Origin of the sequence: Nocardia nova NBRC 15556 (genome assembly GCF_001613005.1) — a bacterium.
In the GTDB taxonomy this organism is placed as follows: Bacteria; Actinomycetota; Actinomycetes; order Mycobacteriales; family Mycobacteriaceae; genus Nocardia; species Nocardia nova.
Genome location: NZ_BDBN01000117.1, coordinates 1 through 22,148 on the forward strand (window position 1 = coordinate 1; position 22,148 = coordinate 22,148).

Here is a 22,148-nt window from a genome sequence, read left to right on the forward strand (position 1 = left end):
CCGAGCCGGCCCGGCGGTCCGCGGCCGTACCGACCCGCGCGTACGGCGTGCCCGGGAGCGAAGAGGTTCGCGACCGCGCCGACCACTCCGACGCCGAACATTCCGACGCCGAGCAGGATTCGGCACCGGGTTCCGAACACCGCACCCAACTGCTCGACCCGACGCAGTTCAGCACCCGTCCCGAGGCCAACGCGCGATCCGGCGCCGCCCTCTCCGATGCCGACCTCTCCGACGCCGACCTGCAGCCCGGCGAGAAGACCGAACTGATCGACATCTCGCAGTTCCGCACCGGCGGCACCGATCGCACGCCCCGCGACCAGGACACCCGGTTCCTCGATGTCTCGCAGTTCGGCACCGCCGCGAAGGCAGCGGGCGATACGCAGTTCCTCGACGTCGCCGGAGACGAGGGCTACGACGACGCCCGGTACGACGACACCCGCTACGACGACGATCTGCGCTACCGCGACGACCCTCGCTACGAGGAGGACGTCCGGTACGAGGACGACGGCTACGACGACGGCTATGCCGACGACGAGTACTTCGATGACGAATACGCCGTGGCGGCAACGGGTTCGCAGGATTCGCGCCCCGCGAAGCGCTCGCGATCGGTCGCGGTTCCGGTCGTCCTCGGTGTGCTGGGTGCGGCCGTCCTGGCGGGTATCGGCGTGGTCGGCTGGCAGGTCTTCGGCTCGTCGTCGAACAACGACCACCCGGCCACCGCGGCGGGCCCGGCCGCCCCGGCGGTGACCGCCCAGCAACCGGCGACCAACTCCGCGCCGGCCACGACCGCGGCGCCGACCACGACCGGCACGCCGGCCAATCTTCCGGTCGGCGCGACCCCGTGCTCGCAGACCTCGACAACCCAGGGTTCGTTCGCCAAGACCGCGACCGGTTCCTCGGTGACCTCCTGCGGTTTCGCGGAAGCGGTGCGCAAGGCGTATGCGCAAGCGGCCGAATCCCACGGCGCGACCAGTGCGGCCACCGCCGAGGCCAGCACCTCGATCATCGCGGTGAGTCCGGTGACGGGCCGGTCCTATCCGATGACCTGCACCAGTTCGGGCAAGGTCGTCACCTGTACGGGCGGTGACAACGCGGTGGTCTATGTCTACTGACCCGACGCCCACCGGGCGCCAGGGTCGGCGGCGGTTGTTCTTGGCAGTTGTCCCACTTCTCGTTTCGGCGTGCGCGGCGCACGGTGCCGCGGTCAGTACCGAGCCGGGCCTGTCCCGGCCGCCCGCCGACATGGTGCGTCCGGCGCCCGTTCCCGACTCGACGCCCAGCCTGCCCAGCGGTCTGGTGGCCGGCTTCGCCAACCTGCGCGCGCAGTTACCCGGCCGGATGGGCTTGGCGGTGATGGCCGTGGGCGGCGACCGCGTGATCACGCTCGGCGACTGGACCACGGGAGTCGCCTGGTCGACGATCAAGGTGCCACTCGCCCTCGCGGCGCTGCGCCGGGACCCGGTCGGGCTGGCCGATGTCGCACAGGCCGCCATCACCGCCTCGGACAACGATGCGGCCCAAGCACTCTGGATCGCGCTGGGTGGCGGTGAACCCGCGGCCGAAGCGGTCGAGGCGGTGCTGCGCGAGGCCGGCGACACCACCACCGATGTCGCCGACCGGCACAATCCGGATGCGCGCCAATCCATCGACGACCCCATGGTCTTCGGCGCCACCCAGTGGAGTCTGGTCGATCAGCTGCGCTTCGCCGCCCGGCTGCCGTGCCTGCACAATGCTTCGCGGGTGGTGGATCTGATGCAGCAGATCACCGACAGCCAGAGCTGGGGCCTGGGTTCGTTCGTCGGCGCCGAGTACAAGGGCGGCTGGGGACCCGACGACGACACCGGAGCGTATCTGGTCCGCCAGTTCGGACTGGTGCCGACGTGGTCCGGTCAGCTCGCGGTAGCCCTTGCGGCGCAACCGGATTCGGGCTCCTATGATGACGCGGTCGAAATGATGAACCGGATGTCGGCACTGCTGTCCGAACACGTGCACGAACTGCACGGCGGAGAATGCGAGCGGTGATTGCGCAGTCGTCTCATATGCGCCGTCGACGGTCGGCGCATTTGACCGGCGGGCCGCGACCGCACACAATTCCTCGTCTGACGGATGGTGCCGTGCGGGGCCATCCGCATGATGTGGAGGTGAACAGGTGCACGCACCACTCCGGCCGAGCACGAAGCGGGCCATGGCTTTTCGCGCTGTTCGCTGTGCGGCGGCGCTGCTCGGAGCGGGCCTGTTACTGAGCCCGGTGGCCTGCTCGAACGCCTCCGAGACCAGCATGCCGACCACGACGACCAGGGCGAGCACCTCGTCCGCCCCCGTCACGATGTTCGCGCTGCCGGGTTCGCTGGCAGCCGATTTCACCGCGCTGCGGCCGAGTCTGGACGGGCACGCCGGTATGGCGATCATGGCGGTCGGCGGCCAGCGCACCGCGCAGATGGGCGATTGGACCACCGGCCCCTCCTGGTCGACCATGAAAGTCCCACTGACACTTGCCGTTCTGCGCACCAACGGCAACACCAGCACCTATCAGATGTCGGCGGCCATCACCGAGTCCGACAACTCCGCAGCCGACGGACTGTGGCAGGCGCTGGGCGCCCCCGACGCGGCGGCCAAGGCGGTGCAGGCGGTGCTGCGTGAAGGGGGTGACACCACCACGACCGTCCCCGCGACCCGCTCACGCGCCGAGTACTCGGCGTTCGGCCAGGCCGACTGGTCGCTGGCCGACCAGGTGCGCTGGGCATCGCGACTGCCCTGCCTGCCCGACGCCGACACCGTCACCACGCTGATGGGCAAGGTGGTCTGGGGCCAGCAGTGGGGCCTCGGACATTTGGACAACACCCGTTTCAAAGGCGGCTGGGGCCCCGATCCGAGCGGCAACTACCTGGTCCGCCAATTCGGCCTGCTGACCACACCCAACGGCGATGTCGCCATTTCCCTTGCCGCACAGGCGACATCGGGCACCTTCGACGACGGCACCCAGATTCTCAACAAGATGGCGGGGCTGATCACGAAACATCTCGACGACCTTCCGGCCGGCCACTGCGCGCCCGCGCAGTGACGCCACCGCGCGGCTGCGCATTCACACCACCGCGCGGCCGCGCGACGACCTCACCGCGCGCCCGCAATGTCCGCTGCCTGTGGTAGCCGGTTGCTGTAACCGCCGGTTAACGGGGGCGGGGCTGCGCCGCGCGGCCGGGCGCGGCAAGATAGCGGCATGCGCATCGGAGTCTTGACCGGAGGCGGGGACTGCCCAGGCTTGAACGCGGTCATCCGAGCTGTCGTTCGCACTGCGAACGGCCGCTACGGTGACGCGATCGTCGGCTTCCAGGACGGTTGGCGCGGGTTACTGGAGGATCGCAAGATCCACATCCACAACGACGACCGCACCGACCGGCTGCTGACCAAGGGCGGCACCATGCTCGGCACCGCCCGCACCAATCCCGACGTGCTGCTCGAGGGACTGGGGCGAATCAAACGCACCCTCGACGACAACGGCATCGACGCCCTCATCCCGATCGGCGGGGAGGGCACCCTCACCGCCGCCCACTGGCTCTCCGACGAAGGGGTGCCGGTGGTCGGCGTGCCGAAGACCATCGACAACGACATCGATTGCACCGACACCACTTTCGGCCACGACACCGCCGTCACCATCGCCACTGACGCCATCGACCGGCTGCACACCACCGCGGAATCGCATCAGCGCGTCATGCTGGTGGAGGTGATGGGCCGCCACGCCGGCTGGATCGCGATGAATTCCGGCATCGCCTCCGGCGCCCACCTCACCCTCGTCCCCGAGGTGCCCTTCGACGTCGACGAGGTGTGCACCATGATCAAACGCCGCTTCCAGCGCGGTGATTCACACTTCATCTGCGTGGTCGCCGAGGGCGCGAAACCCGCCGAGGGCTCGTTCCATCTGCGCGAGGGCGGGGTCGACGAATACGGCCACGAGCGGTTCACCGGGGTGGCCCACCAGTTGGGCGTGGAGATCGAACGCCGCATCGGCAAGGAGGTCCGCACCACGGTGCTGGGCCACGTCCAGCGTGGCGGCAAGCCGACGGCCTACGACCGGGTGCTCGCGACGCGCTTCGGCCTGCACGCCGCCGAAGCGGTCCACGCCGGCCAGTTCGGTCAGATGGTGGCGCTGCACGGCACCGAGATCGGCCTGGTGTCGCTGGCGGAGGCCACCAAACAGCTCAAGCTGGTACCGACCGATCGGCATGGGGAGGCCGCCGCGTTCTTCGGGTGAGGGAGGCCGGCGCCGCGCCGGCGGCGCGGCCCTATGCCATGGGCATGTCGTTGCACCAGGTATCGAACTCCTGGTACGTCTTGCCCTCCTGCAAACCGGGCCAGTACTGACCGTGTGCGACGATCAGATATCGCGATCGCGCCGAGTCCCGGAACGCGATGACTTTCCAGAATTCGTTGGGGATCGCGGAGTCCGCCGACTTCCACATGTAGCTGTCGTATTTCACGTCGCTACCCGTGACGCCCGCCCCCTTCCGGTTGGCGGGCAACCCCGCGACCACGCGCTGCGCATCCGACGACGAGTCGTAGGACAGGACCGCGTATTCAGGCTTGTCCACCGCTCCCCAGCAGTCCCACGCGGCGGTCCACGAACCCAAACGAAGATCGGCGGCGTCACCCGGCGTACGCAGGGTTTTGCCGTCGGTCTCGCGGAAACAGGACTGGCCGTCGTATCCGGTGCCGCTGCTTCCCACACCCGAGGGCTTCACCAGCTGCGGGAACGTCGACTTCAGAGCGGCGAAATCATTGCCCTTCGAGTTCTTCTGCAGCACCACCACCACGATCGCGACGACGACGGCCACCACCACCAGCACGGCGACGATGATCGCGGCCACCATCGCGCCCGAGCGCTTCGGGGGCCGCGGCCGGTATCCCGGGGCAGGCGGGTAGCCGGGCGGCGGCGCGGAATACCCTGCGGGAGAGGGCCTTGCGGGCGATGGCATCCCGAGAGGAGGTGCTGCGGGAGAGTGTGTCGCGGCCGGCATCGGCACCCGAGCGGACGCGGCATTCGCCGGGCCGCCGGTATTCGCGGCCGACGAATATTGCTGTCCCCCAACGGGAACCACGGTCGGCACGCGAGCACCGTTCGCCGGCGGATATCCCTGCGTATGGGTGTCGGGGTGCGGTCCGGCGGGCATGCCTGCACCGTTCGCGGGCGGGTATCCCTGCGTGTGGGTACCAGGATGCGGTCCGCCGGAAACTCGCGCCGAGTTCGGCTGCACGAGCGACGGCCCGCCGGGACGGATCAGCGTCGGAGCCGCACCGCTCACCGGCGGCGCCCCCGCGGGCGCGGTCAGCGCCGCTCGCGCCGCGGCCGCGAATTCCGTACAGCTGCTGAATCTTTCGGAGGCTCGCTTGGCCATGGCGCGGGCGATCACCCCGTCCATCGCCGGGGACAGTCCGGCGCGCCGCGCACTGGCCGGCGGGACCGGCAGTTGCAGGTGGCCGCGAATGACCTCGGTGGGATGTTCGGAGTCGAACGGCCCGGTTCCGGTGAGCAGCCAGTACAGGGCACAGGCCAGCGAATACTGATCGGAGCGGTGGTCGAGTTCGACACCGGTCATCTGTTCCGGCGAGGCGTAGGCGAGGGTGGCGGTGAACATGCCGGCCTGGGTGAGGTGCGTGGAATCCTCACGCAGGCGGGCGATTCCGAAGTCGGTGAGGAAAACACGTTCTCCCTTGCCGCTCACCGCCCGGGCCAGCAAGATGTTGGCGGGCTTCACATCTCGGTGCAGCACACCGTTGCCGTGTGCGTAATCCAATGCGTCGGCGACACCTTCGATGATCTGCACCGCGCGCTCGGGCGGCAGCGTCAGCGGATTCACCGTCGCGGCGTCGACGCCGTCCACATACTGCATGCAGATCCACAGCTGATCGTCCTCGACGCCGCGGTCGTAGACGGCGACGATGCCGGGATGATCGAGTTGTGCGCACAGATCGGCCTCGCGTTCGAAACGGGCGCGAATCTCGGCATCGGTGTACAGCTCGCGATTCAGCAGTTTCAACGCGGTCAGCCGGGGCAGGCGCGGATGCCGCGCCAGATAGACCGATCCCATCCCTCCCTGACCGAGCAGTCGCTCCACGGTGAAGCCGGCGAACACGTCACCGTTGTTCAACACCTACGTTCCCCCTTCCGGCGACGTACCAGGTGGGGATCCTACCCGGATCGCTCAGCCCGGCGTGACCAGGCCGGATTCGTAGGCGATCACCACCGCTTGCGCGCGGTCACGCAGATCGAGTTTGGAAAACACCTTGGAGACATGGGTTTTCACGGTCTGCTCGGCGACGAACAGTGCCTCGGCGATCTCGGTGTTGGACATGCCCTTGGCGATCAGCTCGAGGACCTCGCGTTCACGCGGGGTCAGCGCGTTCAGGGCGGGAGCGGGTTTCGGGCGCGCGCGGCGACGGGTGACATCGGCGATCAGGCGGCGGGTGACCGTCGGCGCCAGCAGCGCCTGTCCCTCGGCGACCACCCGCACCGCGCGGACCAGTTCGTCGGCGGGCGCGTCCTTGAGCAGGAATCCGCTGGCGCCCAGGCCCAACGCCTCGTACACGTAGTCGTCGATATCGAAGGTCGTCAGCATCAGCACGCGCACCGGCGGATCGAATCCGGCGGCCAGAATGGCGCGCGCCGCCTCGAGTCCGTTCATCTCCGGCATGCGCACATCCATCAGCACCACATCGGGTCGCAGCCGTTTGGCCTCGGCCACCGCGATCGCGCCGTTGGCCGCATCGCCGATGACGCTGATATCGGGCTGGGCGGCCAGCAGCGCGCCGAACCCCTGCCGGACCATCGCCTGATCGTCGGCGATCAATACGGTGATGGGCATACCCGCCTCAGATGAATCTGATGATCGACAGCAGCCCCGCGACCAAGCAGTAGACCGCGAACGGCAGCAGTGTGCGGGACTTGAAGAACCGTTCCAGGAATCGCACCGCCAGCCACGCCGCGATGCCGGCGACGATCGCCCCCACCAGCGCCTGTCCGTGGATGCCGGCGGCCTGCGGACCGGCCAGCTCCGGCAGCTTCAGCACGCCCGCGGCCAGGATGACCGGGGTGGCGAGCAGGAAGGCGAATTTCGCGGTGTCCTCGTGGTCGAGTCCGCGTAGCAGGCCGCCGACCATCGTGAGGCCGGAGCGGCTGAATCCGGCCAGCAGCGCACCGGATTGGGCCAGGCCGATGCCGAGCGCGTCCTTGACCGACAGCGCCGCCAGCCGCTCGTCGGAGGGGACCTCGAGATCCTCCTGGAGCGCCACACCGCGCGCCTGCGCGTCGGCGCGGGCCTCGTCCGCGGCGAAGCGGCGACCGTATTCGGCCAGCGACGGCGCGTTGCGCCGGCGCAGGCCCTCGCCGACGATCAGCACCACGCCGTTGAGGGTGAGGAAGATGCTCGCGTAGATCGGCGTCGCGAACAACGTGCGCAGCGGATGTTCCAGCAGCAGGCCGAGCACGCCCACGGGAATGGTCGCCAGCACGATCAGCCAGGCCAGCCGCTGCGACGAGGTCTCGATGCGCCGGGTGCGCAGCGTGGTCACGAAGCCGATGATGATGTCGCGCCAATCCCGCCAGTAGTAGCCCAGCAGTGCGAGCGCGGTCGCCACGTGCAAGGCGACTACGAAGGCCAGATACGGGGTGCCGTTGTCGGAGTCGCCCTCGGTGACCAGCTTCTCCCAGCTGCCGCCCAACCAGGCCGGCACCAGCACGGAATGGCCCAGGCTCGAGATGGGGAACAATTCGGTGACGCCCTGCAGCGCGCCGATCACGATGGCTTGGAAATAGGTGAGCATCGCCGCTAAGTCTTACACGACCGCGCACTCAGTTCCGCGCGCCCGGCAGGGCAGCCGCGGCGGGTGCCTCGACGGTTCCTTCCGCGACGAGGATCGGTAACCGCGCGTACACCTGGAAGCCACCTTCGGAGCGCGGGCCGGCGGCCAGCATGCCGCCGATGGATTCCGCCCGGGCCCGCATTCCGGAGATACCGCTGCCGTCCGAGCTCACCACCGGCACCCCGCCCGTCCCGGCATCGTTGGCGACCAGCACCTCCACTGCCTGCACCGCCACCGTCAACGTCACGGTGACCGCCGCGCCCGGCGCATGCCGCGAGACGTTCGACAGCGACTCCTGCACGATCCGGTACAGCGCGAGGCCGACGGTATCGGGGACCGCGGCGAGCGGACCGTCGATGGTCCAGTCGATGCGCACACCCGCCCGGCGCACGCCGTCCAGAACCGACACCACGTCCGCGGCGACCGGTTGCGGCGCGTGTTCGGGCAGCTGACCGTCGCTGCGCAGGACGCCGAGCATACTGCGGATCTCGTTGAGCGCCTCCCGGGCGGAGGCGCCGATGGAGTCGAACTCCGCACGGGCCGCGTCCGACACGTCCGGCACCCGATAGGGCGCGGTCTGTGCCTGCACCACGACCATCGACATGTGGTGGGCGACCACGTCGTGCAGATCGCGCGCGATGCGAGCCTTCTCCTCGAGGATCGCGCGGCGAGCCCGTTCCAGTTCGTTCTGTTCCTCCTGCCGCACCAGCGCCTGCCGCGACAGCACCAGCCAGCGCACCAGCAGACCGAATCCGACCAGCCCGGTCATCGCCAGCGGCCAGCCGAAACCCGCCTCCGCGAACGAGCTGGTGCCCGCCATCGTGGTCGCGAACAGCAGTGACGAGGCGATCCACGCGATCAGCACGATCTGCATGGGCGCCCGCACCGCCACCGCGAACAGCAACGCGAACAACACCAGAATGTGCACGACCTGGTACGGCAGATCGTTGCCCGGCTGATGCGGGATGGCCAGCGCGATCAGCAATGCCGCACCGGCCGAGATGGCCCAGCCCAGCGCCGGGTTGACGCGGATCAACGCCAGCGGAAAGACCGCCAGCGCGGCGATGAACGGCTGTGCGGCGGCCGGCACCTGATGGGTGAGGTGCAGGGTCGGCCAGCCGACCGCGAACAGCGTTCCCACGACCACCACCGTCGCCATGTCGAACCACAGCCGCGCCCGGCCCGGAGTTCGCGCCGCCGCCCGCGCCTGCCGCGCCACTCGTATCGCCCGTCTCATGGTGACGAGCCTAGAAATTTCCCGGCGATCCGTCCTCACCCCGGGGATCGACATCTCGCCCCCTACCGGGGTATGAGACGGCCGACCGCGCGCACCCCGGTAGCGGTGCCGAAATCGATCCGCAGCGTGAGGTGCGCGCCGGTTCCCGATTCCTACCTTCGACCGCCATGAGCGAAATTGCGGATGGGTCGGGGCACGGGGCCGGCGGGACCACAGTGGTTGACGCCGGGCCGGGACGCGACGGCCGATGTGCGCGGCGCGGGCACGACAGTACGCTGTCGGCCGCGATGCCAAGTCGGGGCGGGGCGCGCAGGTGCGGCGTAAAGCGTTGGCGGCGTGGGGCTTTGCGCGTGATCGCCGGATTCGTCTCCCTCGTCGCGGCGGTGATCGCGATTCTGGTGTCGTCATCGCCGGGGGCGGGGGCGGCCGAAGTCGGACCCGCGCCGGAGAATGCGGCCGCGCGCGATGCGGTGCGGGCGCTGACCGGTGACCGGCCGGAGCTAGCGGTGATGCCCGCGGATTTCGCTGCGACACAGGGGTACCGGCCGGTTCAGCTGGCAGGTATGCCGGTCGATCCGTCCGGTGAGTGCTCCTCGCCGATTCCGTTGCCCACCGAATTCGACACCGCCTGCAAGGCCCACGACCTCGGCTACGACCTGCTGCGTTACGCCGCAGATCGCGGCCATCCCCTCGGCCCGTGGGCACGCCGAGCCGTCGACAACGCCCTCGAAACCCGGATGTTCGCCGCCTGCGATACGCGCGGCGATCTGCTCGCCCGCGCTCGCTGCACCACGATGGCATCCGTCGCCACCGCGGCGGTGGATTTGAACTCCCGCCGCCAGAACTACGCCGCGCCGATGCCCGAATACCTGTTCGGCCGGCAGCTCTCCGGAACGGAGCTCGGACCGCAGATCGCCCACGTGCTCGCCCGGCTCGCCATGGTGCTGCTGATGGTGGCGGCGTTGTTCGCCATCGTGCGCCGAACCATCCGGCCGCGACGGGGAGGGCAACGTACGGCGGCACCGGCGAATCGGTGGTCGCCGTGGTCGGATTCGAATCGCGGTGTACCGGCCGGGCGCGGATGGAGCGGACGCCGGGCTGGGAGTGCCGGCGATCGTGACCGGCGCGTTCTCCCCGCCGCACGCATCGGTGCAGCGGCGTCGCAGGCCGCACGAGGAGCACGCGAGTGGCTGTCGCGCAGGGCTATTCAGCTCCGCAGCGTTACGGTGCGGGGTGTCGACGGGATCGGCCTGTGGCTCGGCACTCCGGTGACAGCGGCGGCGGGAGGCGGCGCCGGCGGATGGGTACCGGATCGGGCGCGGATGTCCGTTACGGCGCTGGAACTTTCACCATTCCAGCGGCCGGGTGGGGGGCGAGAGGTTTCGTGCACCCAACCGGCGAGCAACCTACGAAGGACGGCGACGCCGGGCACGGGCTCTGCCACTGGCTCTGGCACTGGCACTGGCACTGGCACTGGCACTGGCACTGGCACGAACGGTAAGCACCGATCGACGCCGAAGCACTCCCACCGTCCTGCAGATTCAACTGGCACGCAGGGCAATTCGTCGGCAGCCGACTCCGATGCCACCGTACGGACATGCTTCGCACCACCCTCGCTCGGCGAACCAACTCCCACGACGCTGCCTCCCCGTGCGTCCGAGCGGGCGCGGCACGCACTCGGCGCGACGATTCGGCGGCTCGTCACCATCGGCACGCCTCGGACCGGGACACTGGTGGCTGTGGCGGCGGGGATTTCCGCCTCGCTGGCGCCGGGCCTACTTCCGCGCACCTCGATCGCGCAAGCGTTGCTCACCGCGCTGTTGGTACTCATCGCGCTGGGTGTGGCGGGACTAGGACGGAAGGTGTTGAGGCACTGGACGTTCGATATGCAGGTGCGGACGAGGCGGTTCCGGAGTGCGATCCTGATCACATCCTGCTCGGTGGCCGGTGCCGCGCTGACCCATGCCTGGTACTGGCAGAACCGGCTGCGGGCGGCCATGGATTTTCCGCCGGTAGGTGTGCGGTACTGGCTGCATTGGGCGATCGGCGTCGTCACGGTGGTCGTTCCGATCGTGCTCGTCGGGCGTGGATTACGCTGCGCGGCACGGTATGTGGGAAGACTGCGGGCGACCGCACTGGTCACCGCCACCGTCCTGGGCTGCCAGTTCGCCCTGCTTCCGGCAGTCGTGAATTGGCAGCGGTCGGCATTCGCCTCGGCCGACGCCGCCATGGATCCCACAGTGGTGCGGCCGGTCTCCTACACCCGCTCGGGCAGCCCGGATTCGGAAGTGAGCTGGGCCTCGCTCGGAGCGGAGGGGCGCAAATTCGTCGCCGAACGCGGCCGATCGGTGCGCGTCTACATCGGTCTGGACTCGGCTCCCGATCTCGATTCCCGTGTCGCGCTGGCGATTCGGGAGATCGAACGATCCGGCGGATTCGACCGCGCCCACCTCGTGATGATGGTGCCGACCGGATCGGGCTGGCTCGACGCCAACGCCGCCCGCGGCCTGGACGAGCGGTTCGACGGCGATGCGACGCTCGTCGGCATGCAATATTCGCAGGCGCCCAGCTGGGCGACCTTCCTGTTCGCCCGGGCCGACGCCGAACGCTCGGCACGGGCACTGTTCACCGGCATCGAACGACGCCTGGCCGCCCTGGCCCATCCGCCGAAGCTCTACGTCTACGGCCAGAGCCTGGGCGCGACCGCGGGCAGCGCGATCTTCGCCGACGACCGGGACGAAAGCGCGCGGGTCTGCGCCGCGCTGTGGGCGGGCCCACCGGCATCGGCCGTGCACCGCGGCGGGGCCACCGTCCTCGCCAACTCCTCCGATCCGGTGGTGCAGTGGTCGCCGCAATTGCTCTGGCGCGCACCCGATCTCACCGGTGCCCGTCACGACGCACCCCATCCGATATGGCTGCCGGGACTGAGCTGGGTGCAGACCACCGCGGATATGCTCTCCGCCCTCGCCCCGGGCCCCGGCCACGGCCACCGCTACGGATTCGATCAGGGCACCGCCCTCGGGAGCTGCTGACGTCGAGTGCGGCAGCCACGGCGGCCACGGCGCCGCTCCCACCCAGCCGACCACCGTGCCCGCGCGGCCCCAGCCGTGTGCTATACCGGTTCTCGCAGGTCAGAACTGTAAATCGGCGGAAGGACGGCATGGACAAGCCCACGAATCTGGTGGAATTCGAGACCATGCTGCTCGGCCGCTACACCATTCACCCGCGCTATCGCCGCGACGGCACCCGTCTCGATCGCAGCGCCTACCTGCTGCTCAGCCGGCTCGCCATCGAGGGCCCGATGTCGATCGGCCAGCTCAGCGAGGCGTTCGGTCTCGATGCCTCCACCCTCAACCGGCAGACCGCGGCGCTGTTGCGCGCCGGACACGTCGAGCGCATCCCCGATCCCGAGGGCGGAATGGCCCGCAAATTCCGCATCACACCGGCGGGCGAGGAGAACCTCGACGCCGAACGCAATGCCAATATCGAAGGTCTGGGCCGCGTGCTCGAGGGCTGGTCTCCCGACGACGTCGCGCGCTTCGCCGACTATCTGCAGCGCTTCAACACCGATATCGAGCGGCTCGACGGCCGCCCGTGGCCACGACCGTAATCGGCGTATCGACGATCCGAAACGCGCGCCTGTCGTCCGGCCCGCGCGGCGGCGTCACCTGATGGGTACGCCGCCACGCATCCGGGCCCGGAACGAGCTCGCCGATCGCGTGCGCTCAGGCGATCGGACCGCGCGCGGCCTCGTAGGCGGCGCCCACGCGGTAGAGCCGGTCGTCGGCCAGCGCCGGCGCCATGATCTGCAGGCCCACGGGCAGGCCGTCGTCGGCTGACAGCCCGGACGGCACCGACATCGCGCAGTGCCCGGCCAGGTTGGTCGGGAGGGTGCACAGGTCCGACAGGTACATCGCCAACGGATCGTTCACCTTCTCCCCCAGCTTCCACGGCGTGAACGGGCTGGTCGGCGAGACCAGCACATCGACGGTCTCGTAGGCCTTGTCGAAGTCCTGCGCGATCAGGGTGCGCACCTTCAGCGCCTGACCGTAGTAGGCGTCGTAGTATCCGGCCGAGAGCGCGTAGGTGCCGATCATGATGCGGCGCTTGACTTCCGGGCCGAACCCCGCCTCGCGGGTGAGCGACATGACCTGCTCCGCGGAGTGGGCGCCGTCGTCGCCGACGCGCAGGCCGTACCGCATGGCATCGAAGCGAGCCAGATTGGACGAGACCTCACTCGGCAGGATCAGGTAGTAGGACGCCAGCGCGTATTCGAAGTGCGGGCACGACACCTCGACCACCTCGGCGCCCAGATCCTTCAGTTGCGCCACCGCGGCGTCGAAGGAGGCGAGCACACCCGGCTGATAGCTGTCGGAATGCAGCTCCTTCACCACGCCGACCTTGACGCCGGTCAGATCGCCGCGCGCACCCGCGCGAGCGGCCTCCACGAGCGCCGGCACCGGCACATCGCGCGAGGTCGAATCCTTCGGGTCGTAACCGGCGATCACCTCGTGCAGCAAGGCGGTGTCGAGCACGGTGCGACCACACGGGCCGCCCTGGTCCAGCGACGACGCGCAAGCGACCAGGCCGTAGCGGGAGACGGTGCCGTAGGTCGGCTTGGTACCGACGGTCGCGGTGACCGCGGCGGGCTGACGGATGGAACCACCGGTGTCGGTGCCGATCGCCAGCGGCGCCTGATAGGAGGCCAGGGCCGCCGCCGAACCGCCGCCGGACCCGCCGGGGATGCGGCTGGTGTCCCACGGGTTGCGGGTCGGGCCGTACGCCGAGTTCTCGGTGGACGAACCCATCGCGAACTCGTCCATGTTCGTCTTGCCCAGGATCGGGATGCCTGCGGCGCGCAGTTTGGCCGTCACGGTCGCGTCGTAGGGCGACACCCAGCCCTCGAGAATCTTCGACGCGCAGGTGGTCGGCATATCCGTGGTGGTGAAAACGTCCTTGAGCGCCAACGGAACTCCCGCCAGCGGCGAGGCCACGGTGCCCGCGGCGATCGCGGCGTCGACCTCGGCGGCGGTCACCAGCGCCTGCTCACCGGCGACGTGCAGGAAGGCGTTGAGCTCACCGTCGACCTCTGCGATGCGCTGCAGATGCGCCTCGGTGACCTGCACCGAGGACACCTCGCGGCCGTGGATCTTCTCCGCCAGCTCGGCCGCGGACAGTTTCGTCAGATCGCCGCTCATTACTCGCCTTCTCCCAGGATCTGCGGAACCATGAACCGCTGCTCGTCGACCGCGGGGGCGCCGGACAAGGCCTCGTCCGGGCTGAGCCCGGGAACGACCACATCCGGGCGGGTGACGTTGGCGGTCGGGTTCGGCGACGCGGTGGCCGGTACGTCGGCGGCGACCTCGGTGATGACCTGCACGTGACTCAGGATCGAATCCAGCTGACCGGCATACAGATCGAGCTCTTCGTCGGTGAGGGCGAGCCGGGACAACCGGGCGAGGTGTGCGACCTCGTCGCGGGAGATGGCGGACACCGCGAATCCCCTTTCGGCAGGTTGGTGCGTGTCGATGGCGCAGTGTGCTGCGCATGGGACAGCCTAATGGGGTCGAGGCCCGGAGGCGGCAGCGGATGCGTAACCACGCAGGGCCTCCCCATTAGGCTCGGACAACACAGCCTAATGGGTGCGTGTTGTAGCCATCCGGTCACGGTCGGGCTGCGCTGTTCGTTCCGGTGCGCGCCGGACACACGGTTGACATCACAACGTCATCGGAACGGCACTGGCACGGCACCGGGGGTTCGGCCGACAATGAATGTGGCGTACCTCACTGCCCCCGCGTGGAATCGTTTGCCGGAAGCAGTGGGTGTAAGTATTGCGAGACTCGGGTATACGTCCGAAAGTCTCGGTCGCACAGGAAAGGAAGGCAAGCACGTGTCATATCTGCTTCGCGTGCAGCTTCCGGATCGCCCAGGAAGTCTCGGTTCACTCGCAGTAGCGCTGGGCTCCGTCGGCGCCGACATCCTCTCGCTGGATGTCGTCGAACGCGGCGCAGGATATGCGATCGACGATCTGGTGGTGGAAGTTCCGTCGGGCGCGCTGCCCGACACGTTGATCACCGCGGCGGAATCGCTCGCCGATGTGCGGGTAGATTCGCTGCGTCCGTATTCCGGCATTCTCGACACCCATCGCGAGCTGGAGCTGATCGACCAGGTCGCCACCGCCCGCGACGACCGGCTGCAAGTGCTGGTCGACGGCGTCCCGCGCGTCCTGCAGGTCGGATGGAGCACCGTGATGGATCTGGGCCCGCACGGCGGCGGCCAGCGTCTGGTCGGCAGCACCAGCGCACCCGAGACGCAGGCCGGCAGTGTGCCGTGGATGCCGCTCGAGAAGCCGACCGCCCTCGATCCCGAGGCCGACTGGGTCCCGCAGATCTGGCGGGACATGGACACCAAGCTCGCGGCCGCCCCGCTCGGCAACACCGGCAAGGCGCTGCTGCTGGGCCGCCCCGGCGGGCCGGATTTCCGTCCGTCCGAGATCGCGCGGCTGGGCTATCTGGCGGGCATCATCGCCACCGTGCTGAGCTGAACCGCTTGCGGCGCAGCACATTTCGGCGACGAGCAGCGGTGGGCACCTGCGCGGTGCCCGCCCCTGCCCGCCTCGCGCCGGATGCGCCTAAGCGCCTCGCGTGAGCTCCAGCCGCATCACGGTGAGCGGCAGCCCGGCGTCGGTGTGCCAATCCCGTTCCGGCACATGGACGAATCCCAGCCGCTCGTAGATGCGGCGTGCGTCGGCCATCCCGGGCATCGTGGTCAGCACCACGGCGGCGAAACTCTCCGCCCGGGCCGTCTCGACGACGGTCCGGACCAAAGCGGTGCCGACACCGGCGCCACGGGCACGCTTGGCGACCGCGAGCATGCGGAACTCCAGTTCGCCCGACCCCGCGATATCGGCGTACGGGGTGCCGGGCCGCGCGATGGTCAGCGAACCGAGCAGGTCTCCGTCGCGCTCCGCGACGAGGACCTCGGCTTCGCGCGCTCTGGTCTCGGTATCGGAAAGTTCTGCCACATAGGGACTTTCGGAATGCACATGCCCCTCGCCGACGTAGGTGTCGACCGTGAGCAGTGCGATCGCCGCGAAATCGTCCGGGCCGGCGGGACGAATCCGCACCCCCGTATCCAGCTGATCCATCCTCAGTCCGATTCGTCCTCGGTATCCGACTCCGGCCGCACCGCATCGGGCCCCTCCGCCAGCAGCGTGCGGAACCCGTCCTCGTCCAGAATGGGCACACCGAGTTCCTCGGCCTTGGCCGCCTTGGACCCGGGGGAATCACCGATCACCACGAAGGCCGTCTTCTTCGACACGGATCCGGCCGCCTTGCCGCCGCGCACCAGGATCGCTTCCTTGGCCTCGTCGCGGGAAAATCCTTGCAGGGAGCCGGTGACCACGATCGACAGCCCTTCCAGGTTGCGTTCGATGGATTCGTCGCGCTCGTCCTCCATCCGCACCCCGGCCGCACGCCACTTGTCGACGATGATGCGGTGCCAGTCGACGGTGAACCATTCCTTCACCGCGGCCGCGATGGTCGGGCCGACGCCGTCGACGGCCGCCAGCGCCTCGGCCGACGCCTCCTCGATCGCCGCCATACTTCCCAGTTCGGCGGCCAGGGCGCGCGCGGCGGTCGGCCCGACGTGGCGGATGGACAGTGCCACCAGCACCCGCCACAGCGGACGGTCCTTCGCGCTGTCGAGATTCTGCAGCAGGCGTTTGCCGTTGGCCGAGAGGGTGCCGCTCTTGTTGACGAAAAGCGTTGTGCCGAGCAGTTTTTCCTCGGTGAGGTCGAACAGATCGCCCTCGTCCGCGATCGCGCCCGACTTCAGCAGGTCGATCGCGGCCTCGTAGCCCAGCGCCTCGATGTCGAACGCGCCGCGCCCGGCCATGTGGAAGACCCGCTCCCGCAGCTGCGCGGGGCAATGCCGCTGGTTCGGGCAGCGGATATCGGCATCGCCCTCCTTCTCGGGAGCGAGCTCGGTGCCGCATTCCGGGCAGTGGGTGGGCATGACGAAGCGCCGTTCGCTGCCGTCACGCACGTCGACCACCGGGCCGAGGACCTCGGGAATGACATCGCCGGCCTTGCGGATGGTGACGGTATCGCCGATCAGCACGCCCTTGCGCTCGACCTCCGAGGCGTTGTGCAGCGTGGCCATCGCGACCGTGGAGCCGGCGACGGTGACCGGTTCCATCACGGCGAACGGCGTCACCCGGCCGGTGCGGCCGACGTTGACCTGGATGTCGAGCAGGCGGGTGGTGGCCTCCTCCGGCGGGTACTTGTAGGCGATGGCCCAGCGCGGGGCGCGCGAGGTGCTGCCGAGGCGGCGTTGCAGGGTGAACTCGTCGACCTTGATCACCTGGCCGTCGATTTCGTGCTCGATGTCGTGGCGGTGCTCACCCCAGTACCGAATGCGTTCGACCACCGCGTCGGCGCCCTGCACGCGCACGGTGTGCGCCGAGACGGGCAGGCCCCAGGCCGCCAGCGCCCGATAGGCCTCGAACTGCGAGGACGGGCTGAATCCGACCATGCGGCCGAAGCCGTGGCAGATCATGCGCAGCCGGCGCCGGGAGGTGACCGCCGGATCCTTCTGCCGCAGCGATCCGGCGGCGGTATTGCGCGGATTCGCATAGGGCGGTTTGCCCTCGGCGACGATCGCGGCGTTCAGATTCTCGAAGTCCTCGAGCCGGAAATACACCTCACCGCGCACCTCGAGCAGCTCTGGAATCGGGAATTCCGTTGTGGGCGTGAGCTGTTCGGGGATGTCCTCGATCGTGCGCGCGTTGAGGGTGACATCCTCACCGGTGCGGCCGTCGCCACGGGTGGCACCGCGCACCAGCCGGCCGTTCTCGTAGACCACGTTCAACGCCACGCCGTCGATCTTCACCTCGCAGACGAAGTGCGTATCGGCCCCGGTTTCGGCGACCACCCGGCTGATCCAGGTGCGCATCTCGTCCTCGTCGAACACGTTGTCCAGCGAGAGCATGCGCTCGAGATGGTCGACCGCGGTGAAATCGGTGGCGAAGCCGCCGCCGACCAGCTGCGTCGGCGAATCCGGTGTGCGCAGGTCCGGATGCGCCTCCTCCAGCGCCAGCAGGCGCTGGAACAGCTTGTCGAACTCACCGTCGGAGATGATCGGCGCATCGCGCACGTAGTACCGGAACTGGTGCTCGCGGACCTCCTCGGCCAGCTGCTGCCATTCGGTGCGCTCGTCGCCCGTCGCCGCCTCGGCGGTGTCGGCCGCCTCGGCGGCACGTGCGTCCTCGATCCCGGTTTCGCTCACCTCTGGCACATTAGCCCAGCCCACCGACATGCTCGCGGACCCTTCGGGCACGTCGGAATCAGGCGTTGACGGCGGCCCGGACGTCGTCCGGCCAGGACTTGGGCGCCGATTCGAAGGTGCGATCGGCGTTCGCGAGTACCGCCCGGCCGAGCGCGTAGTTGCCGGTGCCGCCGATGATCGCACCGAGGCCGGCGGGCAGCGCCCGGCCGAACAGCAACGCCCCGCGCTTCGCGATGAACCCGACGATGAATTTGCGGGCCATCGGATTGTCGATCGAGCGGACCACCGGAAGCTTGTCCGCCACCGCCGAGGCCCAATCCTTGGCCGACTGCCCGGCGCCCTTGCCGAGCAACTGCGCCCCGCCCTCGCCGAGGACCACCGCCACCACGAGCGCCCGGCGCTGCTGCTGCGACATCGTTCGCATCCCGTGCAGCTCGCCCACCGAGACGGCGTAGAACGCCGAGGCCTCCATGAAGAAGACCGATTCCACACCGCTGGCCGCCAGTCCGATGATCGTGCCCACTCCGGGCACCGCCGCCGACAGGCCCGCGAGTGTGCCACTGACGGTCACCGCGCCCAGATAGCGCCACCGCAGGCCGCGCTCGATATCCTCCGGCGTCCGCTCCGGATGCTTGCGCCGCAACCGGCCGACGTACTTCGCCGCCAGCGGTTCCTGCACCCCCGTCCCCGCCCGCACGAACGTCTCCACCGACTTCTGCACTACCCGCTCGAACATTCGGACGGCCCCTTTCCTCGACACCGGCGACCCTACGGAGAACACGCCGATTCCTGTCCCACCGACACGAACCGGACGAACGTCACCGCCCGGCCGCCGCACTTTCGCACCGAAACCGTCGCGACCACCGCACCCGGGGCGCCGCACCGCGACAACTTCGCTCGGCAGTGCGATTACCCGTCCGCCGGTGCTTCACTCGCCGATGTGCCGCGGCCCATGGTCGGGCGACGCCGGGAAGGCCCGAATTCAGAGAAGTTGACTGTCCCGGCAGAGGCTCGGGCCGCGCGCGGAGGGCGGCGCCGGATGGCTGCCGGGGTCGAACGTCCACGAGTCCACGGCCGCGGCGGGCCGCCAGAACAGCAGACCGTCCCTGCTCGGCGTGACTTCGTAGACATTGTCGCGCCCTTCGATCAACTGGTCGCCCACGCAGTAATCGGTGTATTCGGTGCCGGGTTGCCGGGCTCCCGCGCTGAAATGTCCGGCGGGCGCGTTCGCCGCCCCCGGATCGGGCACCGTACTCGACCCCATCGCCGCCGCCCCGCGAATCCACCGAGGTGCGCCGGCGGCGTCGGTTCCGCAGCTGTAACTCCACCCGCCCGCCGTGACGGTCTCTCCGCGCGGATGCGCGGTGTCGGCCCAAAGACACTGCGTGGCAACCGGATCGACGGCCGCATGGTCCGGCGCCCCGGCAGCGCCACCGGGTGCGGCCGCCGCGATCGCACCGGCGAGGGCAACGCCGGCCGCCACTACTCGTGCGCACTGCACCCCGAATGCCACGTTCATCTTCTTCACTCCTCGCAGTCGTTGTGCCTGCAGATAGGAGCGCGGGTTACGCGGCGCGGCGCTCCGCCCGGCTCGTGGCGCGTAATCGGTGGTCTGTGTAACCGCCCTGCTATCTAATTGATGGCGGCACAGTTTTCGACGGCGGCACAGTGTCCGCACACCCGATCGGCCCGAGAGGGACTCGAGTGCGGCGGCACCGGAGAGGAGGGCGGCGGCAGATGAGCGGGCAGCCCGAGTCGGCGCCCACACCGGCGCCGCCATCCGGGGACGGCTACGCCGACTGGGAGGAGATCTTCCGCGGCAATGTCGGCTGGGTATACGCGCTGATGCTCGCGAAGGTGGGCGCCGCGCCCGATGCCGAAGAGCTGACGACGGAGGTGTTCATGACGGCGCTGGAGCCATCGCCCCTCGGTGCGGAACCATCGGAGATTCCGGCACTGTTGCGACATACCGCGCGTGCGGTCCTGGCCCGCTATTGGCTCTCCCGGGTGGGCCGGGAGATCACCGTGATCGACACCGAGCCGCCCGGCAGTACCTCGACCACGCCGGCAACCTTCGGCGATCTGCTCGCCGAACTGCCGGAACCCGATCGGCGGATCCTGGAATTACGTTTCCTGCAAGGACTTTCGATGGCCGACACAGCGGCGCGGCTCGGTGTCAGCGTTCCCGAGGCCGAGGCACGCCAGCGCTCGGCGCTGCGATCGGCCGCCCGTCCCGGATCAGGAGGCTCGCTGTGAGCAGCAAAGATGTGGAGCGCTACGTCGACGACATCCTCGCCGGCCGCAGCCCGCGCGGTTTCCGGCCCGACGATGACGACGCCGCCCAGATCCGCGCCGCGATCGCGCTGCGGGCGGCCCGGACCGGCGCCGGCAGTCCCGACGAGGAGTTCATCGCCCGACTGCATGACCGCCTGTCCGAGGACCTCGACGAGCCCGCCGCCGACCCGGGTGCGCGCACGCGGCGTCCCACCCGGCGCGCGGTCTTGATCGGCACGTCGGTGGCGGCCGCGGCCGCGGCGGGCGGGGTGATCGACCACACGGTGCTGAGCGGATCCAGCGAGCCGAAAGTTCCTGCCGCACAGCAGACCCTGGTGCCGTCGCACGGAACCTGGCAGCCGGTCCTCGCCAGTGCGGAGCTGCCCGACGGCGCGACCACACCGTTCGATCTCGGCGCCGTCAACGGCTTCCTCCGCCGCCGCGACGGGGTCGTCTACGCGCTGTCGGGAATCTGTACCCATCAGGGGTGCAAATTGTGGCTGGACGCGGCGGCGGCTCGGCTGCGCTGCCCGTGCCACTCGACCTCCTTCGGTTTCGAGGGTGAGGTCGTGACCCACGAGCTGCCCCGCACCCCCGCTCCCCTGCCGCGGCTGCAGGTCCGTGAAGCGAACGGCTCGATCGAGGTGTTCGCACCGGAGAAGCCGGCCTGACGGCGCGCACCGAACCGCATGTAACCACATCCCGTATCTATCCCTGACAGGCGCGTGCGTCACCGGGCTGCAGGAGGGTGGTTGGGATGGCAGGGCGATCCACGGCCGGGTCGCGATCGCCGGAGGAGCCCCGGCGTCGCGACCTGCGACTGGTACCGCAAGATCGCTATCCCAGCTGGGAAGAGGTGTACCGGGACAACGTCGGCTGGGTCTACGCGCTGATCTTCGGCAAGGTCGGCAACAAACCGGATGCGGAGGATCTCACCGCGGAGGTGTTCGTGGCCGCACTGAAACCGCTGCGCATCACCGCGAGCGTCGCCGAGGTGCGCGCCTATCTGCGGACCACCGCTCGCACGGTGCTCGCCGCGCACTGGCGATCGCGGATGGGCCGCGAGATCACGGTCATCGACGACGACATTTCGGACGAGACCGCTTCGGCGCCAACCGATTCCGCCGCGTCGCGGGCACCCGAACACGTCCGCGCGGTCTTGGGCGAACTCCCGCAACGCTACCGCCAAATTCTCGAACTGCGTTTCCTGCAGGGATTGTCGGTGCGCGAATCGGCCGCCGCGCTCGGCATCAGCGTGGCCAATGCGAAGGTGCTGCAGCATCGGGCGCTGCGCGCGGCGTCGGAACTGAATATCGACCTCGGCCTGTAACCCGGTCGCCTATCTGTCGGTGAAGCCCCGCACTCCGCGGGGTCCGGATGGAGGCCGGATCCGATGCCACGACACCTCGTTCTGAATTTCACCGCCGCCGCGACGGTCGCCCTCGGCGTCATCACACTGTCGGCGTGCGCGACCCCCGCCGACAAGGGGGCTAGC

Annotated in this window: 19 protein-coding genes and 1 pseudogene; 10 read left to right on the forward strand and 10 right to left on the reverse strand. The window is 69.3% G+C overall.

Annotated elements, in window-relative coordinates:
• The 4 genes and pseudogenes from NN2_RS36745 to NN2_RS32300 all read left to right on the forward strand — a co-directional run.
• A pseudogene (locus NN2_RS36745) lies at positions 1-1,112 on the forward strand (hypothetical protein); the annotation flags it as partial.
• On the forward strand, positions 1,102-2,022 hold the full coding sequence (locus NN2_RS32290) for a serine hydrolase (protein ID WP_051755103.1): 921 nt from the start codon (positions 1,102-1,104) through the stop codon (positions 2,020-2,022). The pseudogene NN2_RS36745 and the gene NN2_RS32290, both read left to right, overlap by 11 nt.
• A gap of 163 nt (positions 2,023-2,185) precedes the next feature.
• Positions 2,186-3,061 carry a serine hydrolase gene (locus NN2_RS32295; protein WP_063018705.1) on the forward strand — a complete coding sequence of 292 codons (876 nt, stop codon included), beginning with the start codon at positions 2,186-2,188 and terminating at the stop codon, positions 3,059-3,061.
• A gap of 156 nt (positions 3,062-3,217) precedes the next feature.
• A complete protein-coding gene (locus NN2_RS32300; protein WP_030512937.1) occupies positions 3,218-4,249 on the forward strand; it encodes an ATP-dependent 6-phosphofructokinase in 1,032 nt (343 codons plus the stop codon).
• 31 nt (positions 4,250-4,280) lie between these two features.
• Here the strand turns inward: NN2_RS32300 and NN2_RS32305 are convergent, their stop codons facing one another.
• From NN2_RS32305 to NN2_RS32320, 4 genes are read right to left on the reverse strand one after another with little or no spacing between them, the layout of a single operon-like run.
• Positions 4,281-6,146: a serine/threonine-protein kinase gene (locus NN2_RS32305; RefSeq protein ID WP_063018707.1), complete on the reverse strand. Its 1,866-nt coding sequence runs from the start codon at positions 6,144-6,146 to the stop codon at positions 4,281-4,283.
• Positions 6,147-6,197: 51 nt separating this feature from the next.
• On the reverse strand, positions 6,198-6,857 hold the full coding sequence (locus NN2_RS32310) for a response regulator (protein WP_036503935.1): 660 nt from the start codon (positions 6,855-6,857) through the stop codon (positions 6,198-6,200).
• 7 nt (positions 6,858-6,864) lie between these two features.
• Entirely contained in the window at positions 6,865-7,815 is a 951-nt protein-coding gene (locus NN2_RS32315) for an undecaprenyl-diphosphate phosphatase (RefSeq protein WP_063018709.1), read from the reverse strand.
• Positions 7,816-7,843: 28 nt separating this feature from the next.
• Positions 7,844-9,091, reverse strand: coding sequence for a sensor histidine kinase (locus NN2_RS32320; RefSeq protein WP_082857434.1), 1,248 nt, complete (start codon positions 9,089-9,091; stop codon positions 7,844-7,846).
• A gap of 350 nt (positions 9,092-9,441) precedes the next feature.
• On the opposite strand from NN2_RS32320, the gene NN2_RS38825 reads away from it, so the two are divergent.
• Both NN2_RS38825 and NN2_RS32330 read left to right on the forward strand, forming a co-directional pair.
• Positions 9,442-12,123 (forward strand): alpha/beta-hydrolase family protein, encoded by a 2,682-nt coding sequence (locus NN2_RS38825; RefSeq protein WP_245658942.1) that lies wholly within the window; start codon positions 9,442-9,444, stop codon positions 12,121-12,123.
• Between the two features lie 128 nt (positions 12,124-12,251).
• The gene (locus tag NN2_RS32330; RefSeq protein ID WP_036503940.1) at positions 12,252-12,701 is read left to right on the forward strand and encodes a MarR family winged helix-turn-helix transcriptional regulator; all 450 of its coding nucleotides are present in this window, start codon (positions 12,252-12,254) and stop codon (positions 12,699-12,701) included.
• A 115-nt stretch (positions 12,702-12,816) separates the two neighbouring features.
• Here the strand turns inward: NN2_RS32330 and gatA are convergent, their stop codons facing one another.
• Positions 12,817-14,289: an Asp-tRNA(Asn)/Glu-tRNA(Gln) amidotransferase subunit GatA gene (gene gatA, locus NN2_RS32335; protein ID WP_063018711.1), complete on the reverse strand. Its 1,473-nt coding sequence runs from the start codon at positions 14,287-14,289 to the stop codon at positions 12,817-12,819.
• Complete coding sequence (gatC, locus tag NN2_RS32340) at positions 14,289-14,585, reverse strand: Asp-tRNA(Asn)/Glu-tRNA(Gln) amidotransferase subunit GatC (RefSeq protein WP_036503944.1); 297 nt, start codon at positions 14,583-14,585, stop codon at positions 14,289-14,291. The genes gatA and gatC overlap by 1 nt, the downstream gene beginning before the upstream one ends.
• Before the next feature lie 396 nt (positions 14,586-14,981).
• On the opposite strand from gatC, the gene NN2_RS32345 reads away from it, so the two are divergent.
• Positions 14,982-15,635 carry an ACT domain-containing protein gene (locus tag NN2_RS32345; RefSeq protein ID WP_030512928.1) on the forward strand — a complete coding sequence of 218 codons (654 nt, stop codon included), beginning with the start codon at positions 14,982-14,984 and terminating at the stop codon, positions 15,633-15,635.
• Between the two features lie 87 nt (positions 15,636-15,722).
• Here NN2_RS32345 and NN2_RS32350 read toward each other — a convergent pair whose 3' ends face one another.
• From NN2_RS32350 to NN2_RS32365, 4 genes are all read right to left on the reverse strand, one after another.
• Complete coding sequence (locus NN2_RS32350; protein ID WP_063018713.1) at positions 15,723-16,238, reverse strand: GNAT family N-acetyltransferase; 516 nt, start codon at positions 16,236-16,238, stop codon at positions 15,723-15,725.
• Between the two features lie 2 nt (positions 16,239-16,240).
• Positions 16,241-18,379, reverse strand: coding sequence for an NAD-dependent DNA ligase LigA (ligA, locus tag NN2_RS32355; protein WP_281210189.1), 2,139 nt, complete (start codon positions 18,377-18,379; stop codon positions 16,241-16,243).
• 58 nt (positions 18,380-18,437) lie between these two features.
• Positions 18,438-19,115 (reverse strand): hypothetical protein, encoded by a 678-nt coding sequence (locus NN2_RS32360; RefSeq protein ID WP_063018715.1) that lies wholly within the window; start codon positions 19,113-19,115, stop codon positions 18,438-18,440.
• A gap of 246 nt (positions 19,116-19,361) precedes the next feature.
• Positions 19,362-19,898 (reverse strand): hypothetical protein, encoded by a 537-nt coding sequence (locus NN2_RS32365; protein WP_146098623.1) that lies wholly within the window; start codon positions 19,896-19,898, stop codon positions 19,362-19,364.
• Between the two features lie 218 nt (positions 19,899-20,116).
• Between NN2_RS32365 and NN2_RS32370 the strand changes: the two genes are divergently transcribed.
• From NN2_RS32370 to NN2_RS32380, 3 genes are all read left to right on the forward strand, one after another.
• A complete protein-coding gene (locus NN2_RS32370) occupies positions 20,117-20,635 on the forward strand; it encodes an RNA polymerase sigma factor (protein ID WP_063018719.1) in 519 nt (172 codons plus the stop codon).
• Positions 20,632-21,324 carry a Rieske (2Fe-2S) protein gene (locus tag NN2_RS32375; protein WP_063018721.1) on the forward strand — a complete coding sequence of 231 codons (693 nt, stop codon included), beginning with the start codon at positions 20,632-20,634 and terminating at the stop codon, positions 21,322-21,324. Before NN2_RS32370 ends, NN2_RS32375 begins: the two co-directional genes overlap by 4 nt.
• An 86-nt stretch (positions 21,325-21,410) precedes the next feature.
• On the forward strand, positions 21,411-21,983 hold the full coding sequence (locus NN2_RS32380; RefSeq protein ID WP_063018722.1) for an RNA polymerase sigma factor: 573 nt from the start codon (positions 21,411-21,413) through the stop codon (positions 21,981-21,983).
• Positions 21,984-22,148: the final 165 nt, after the last annotated feature.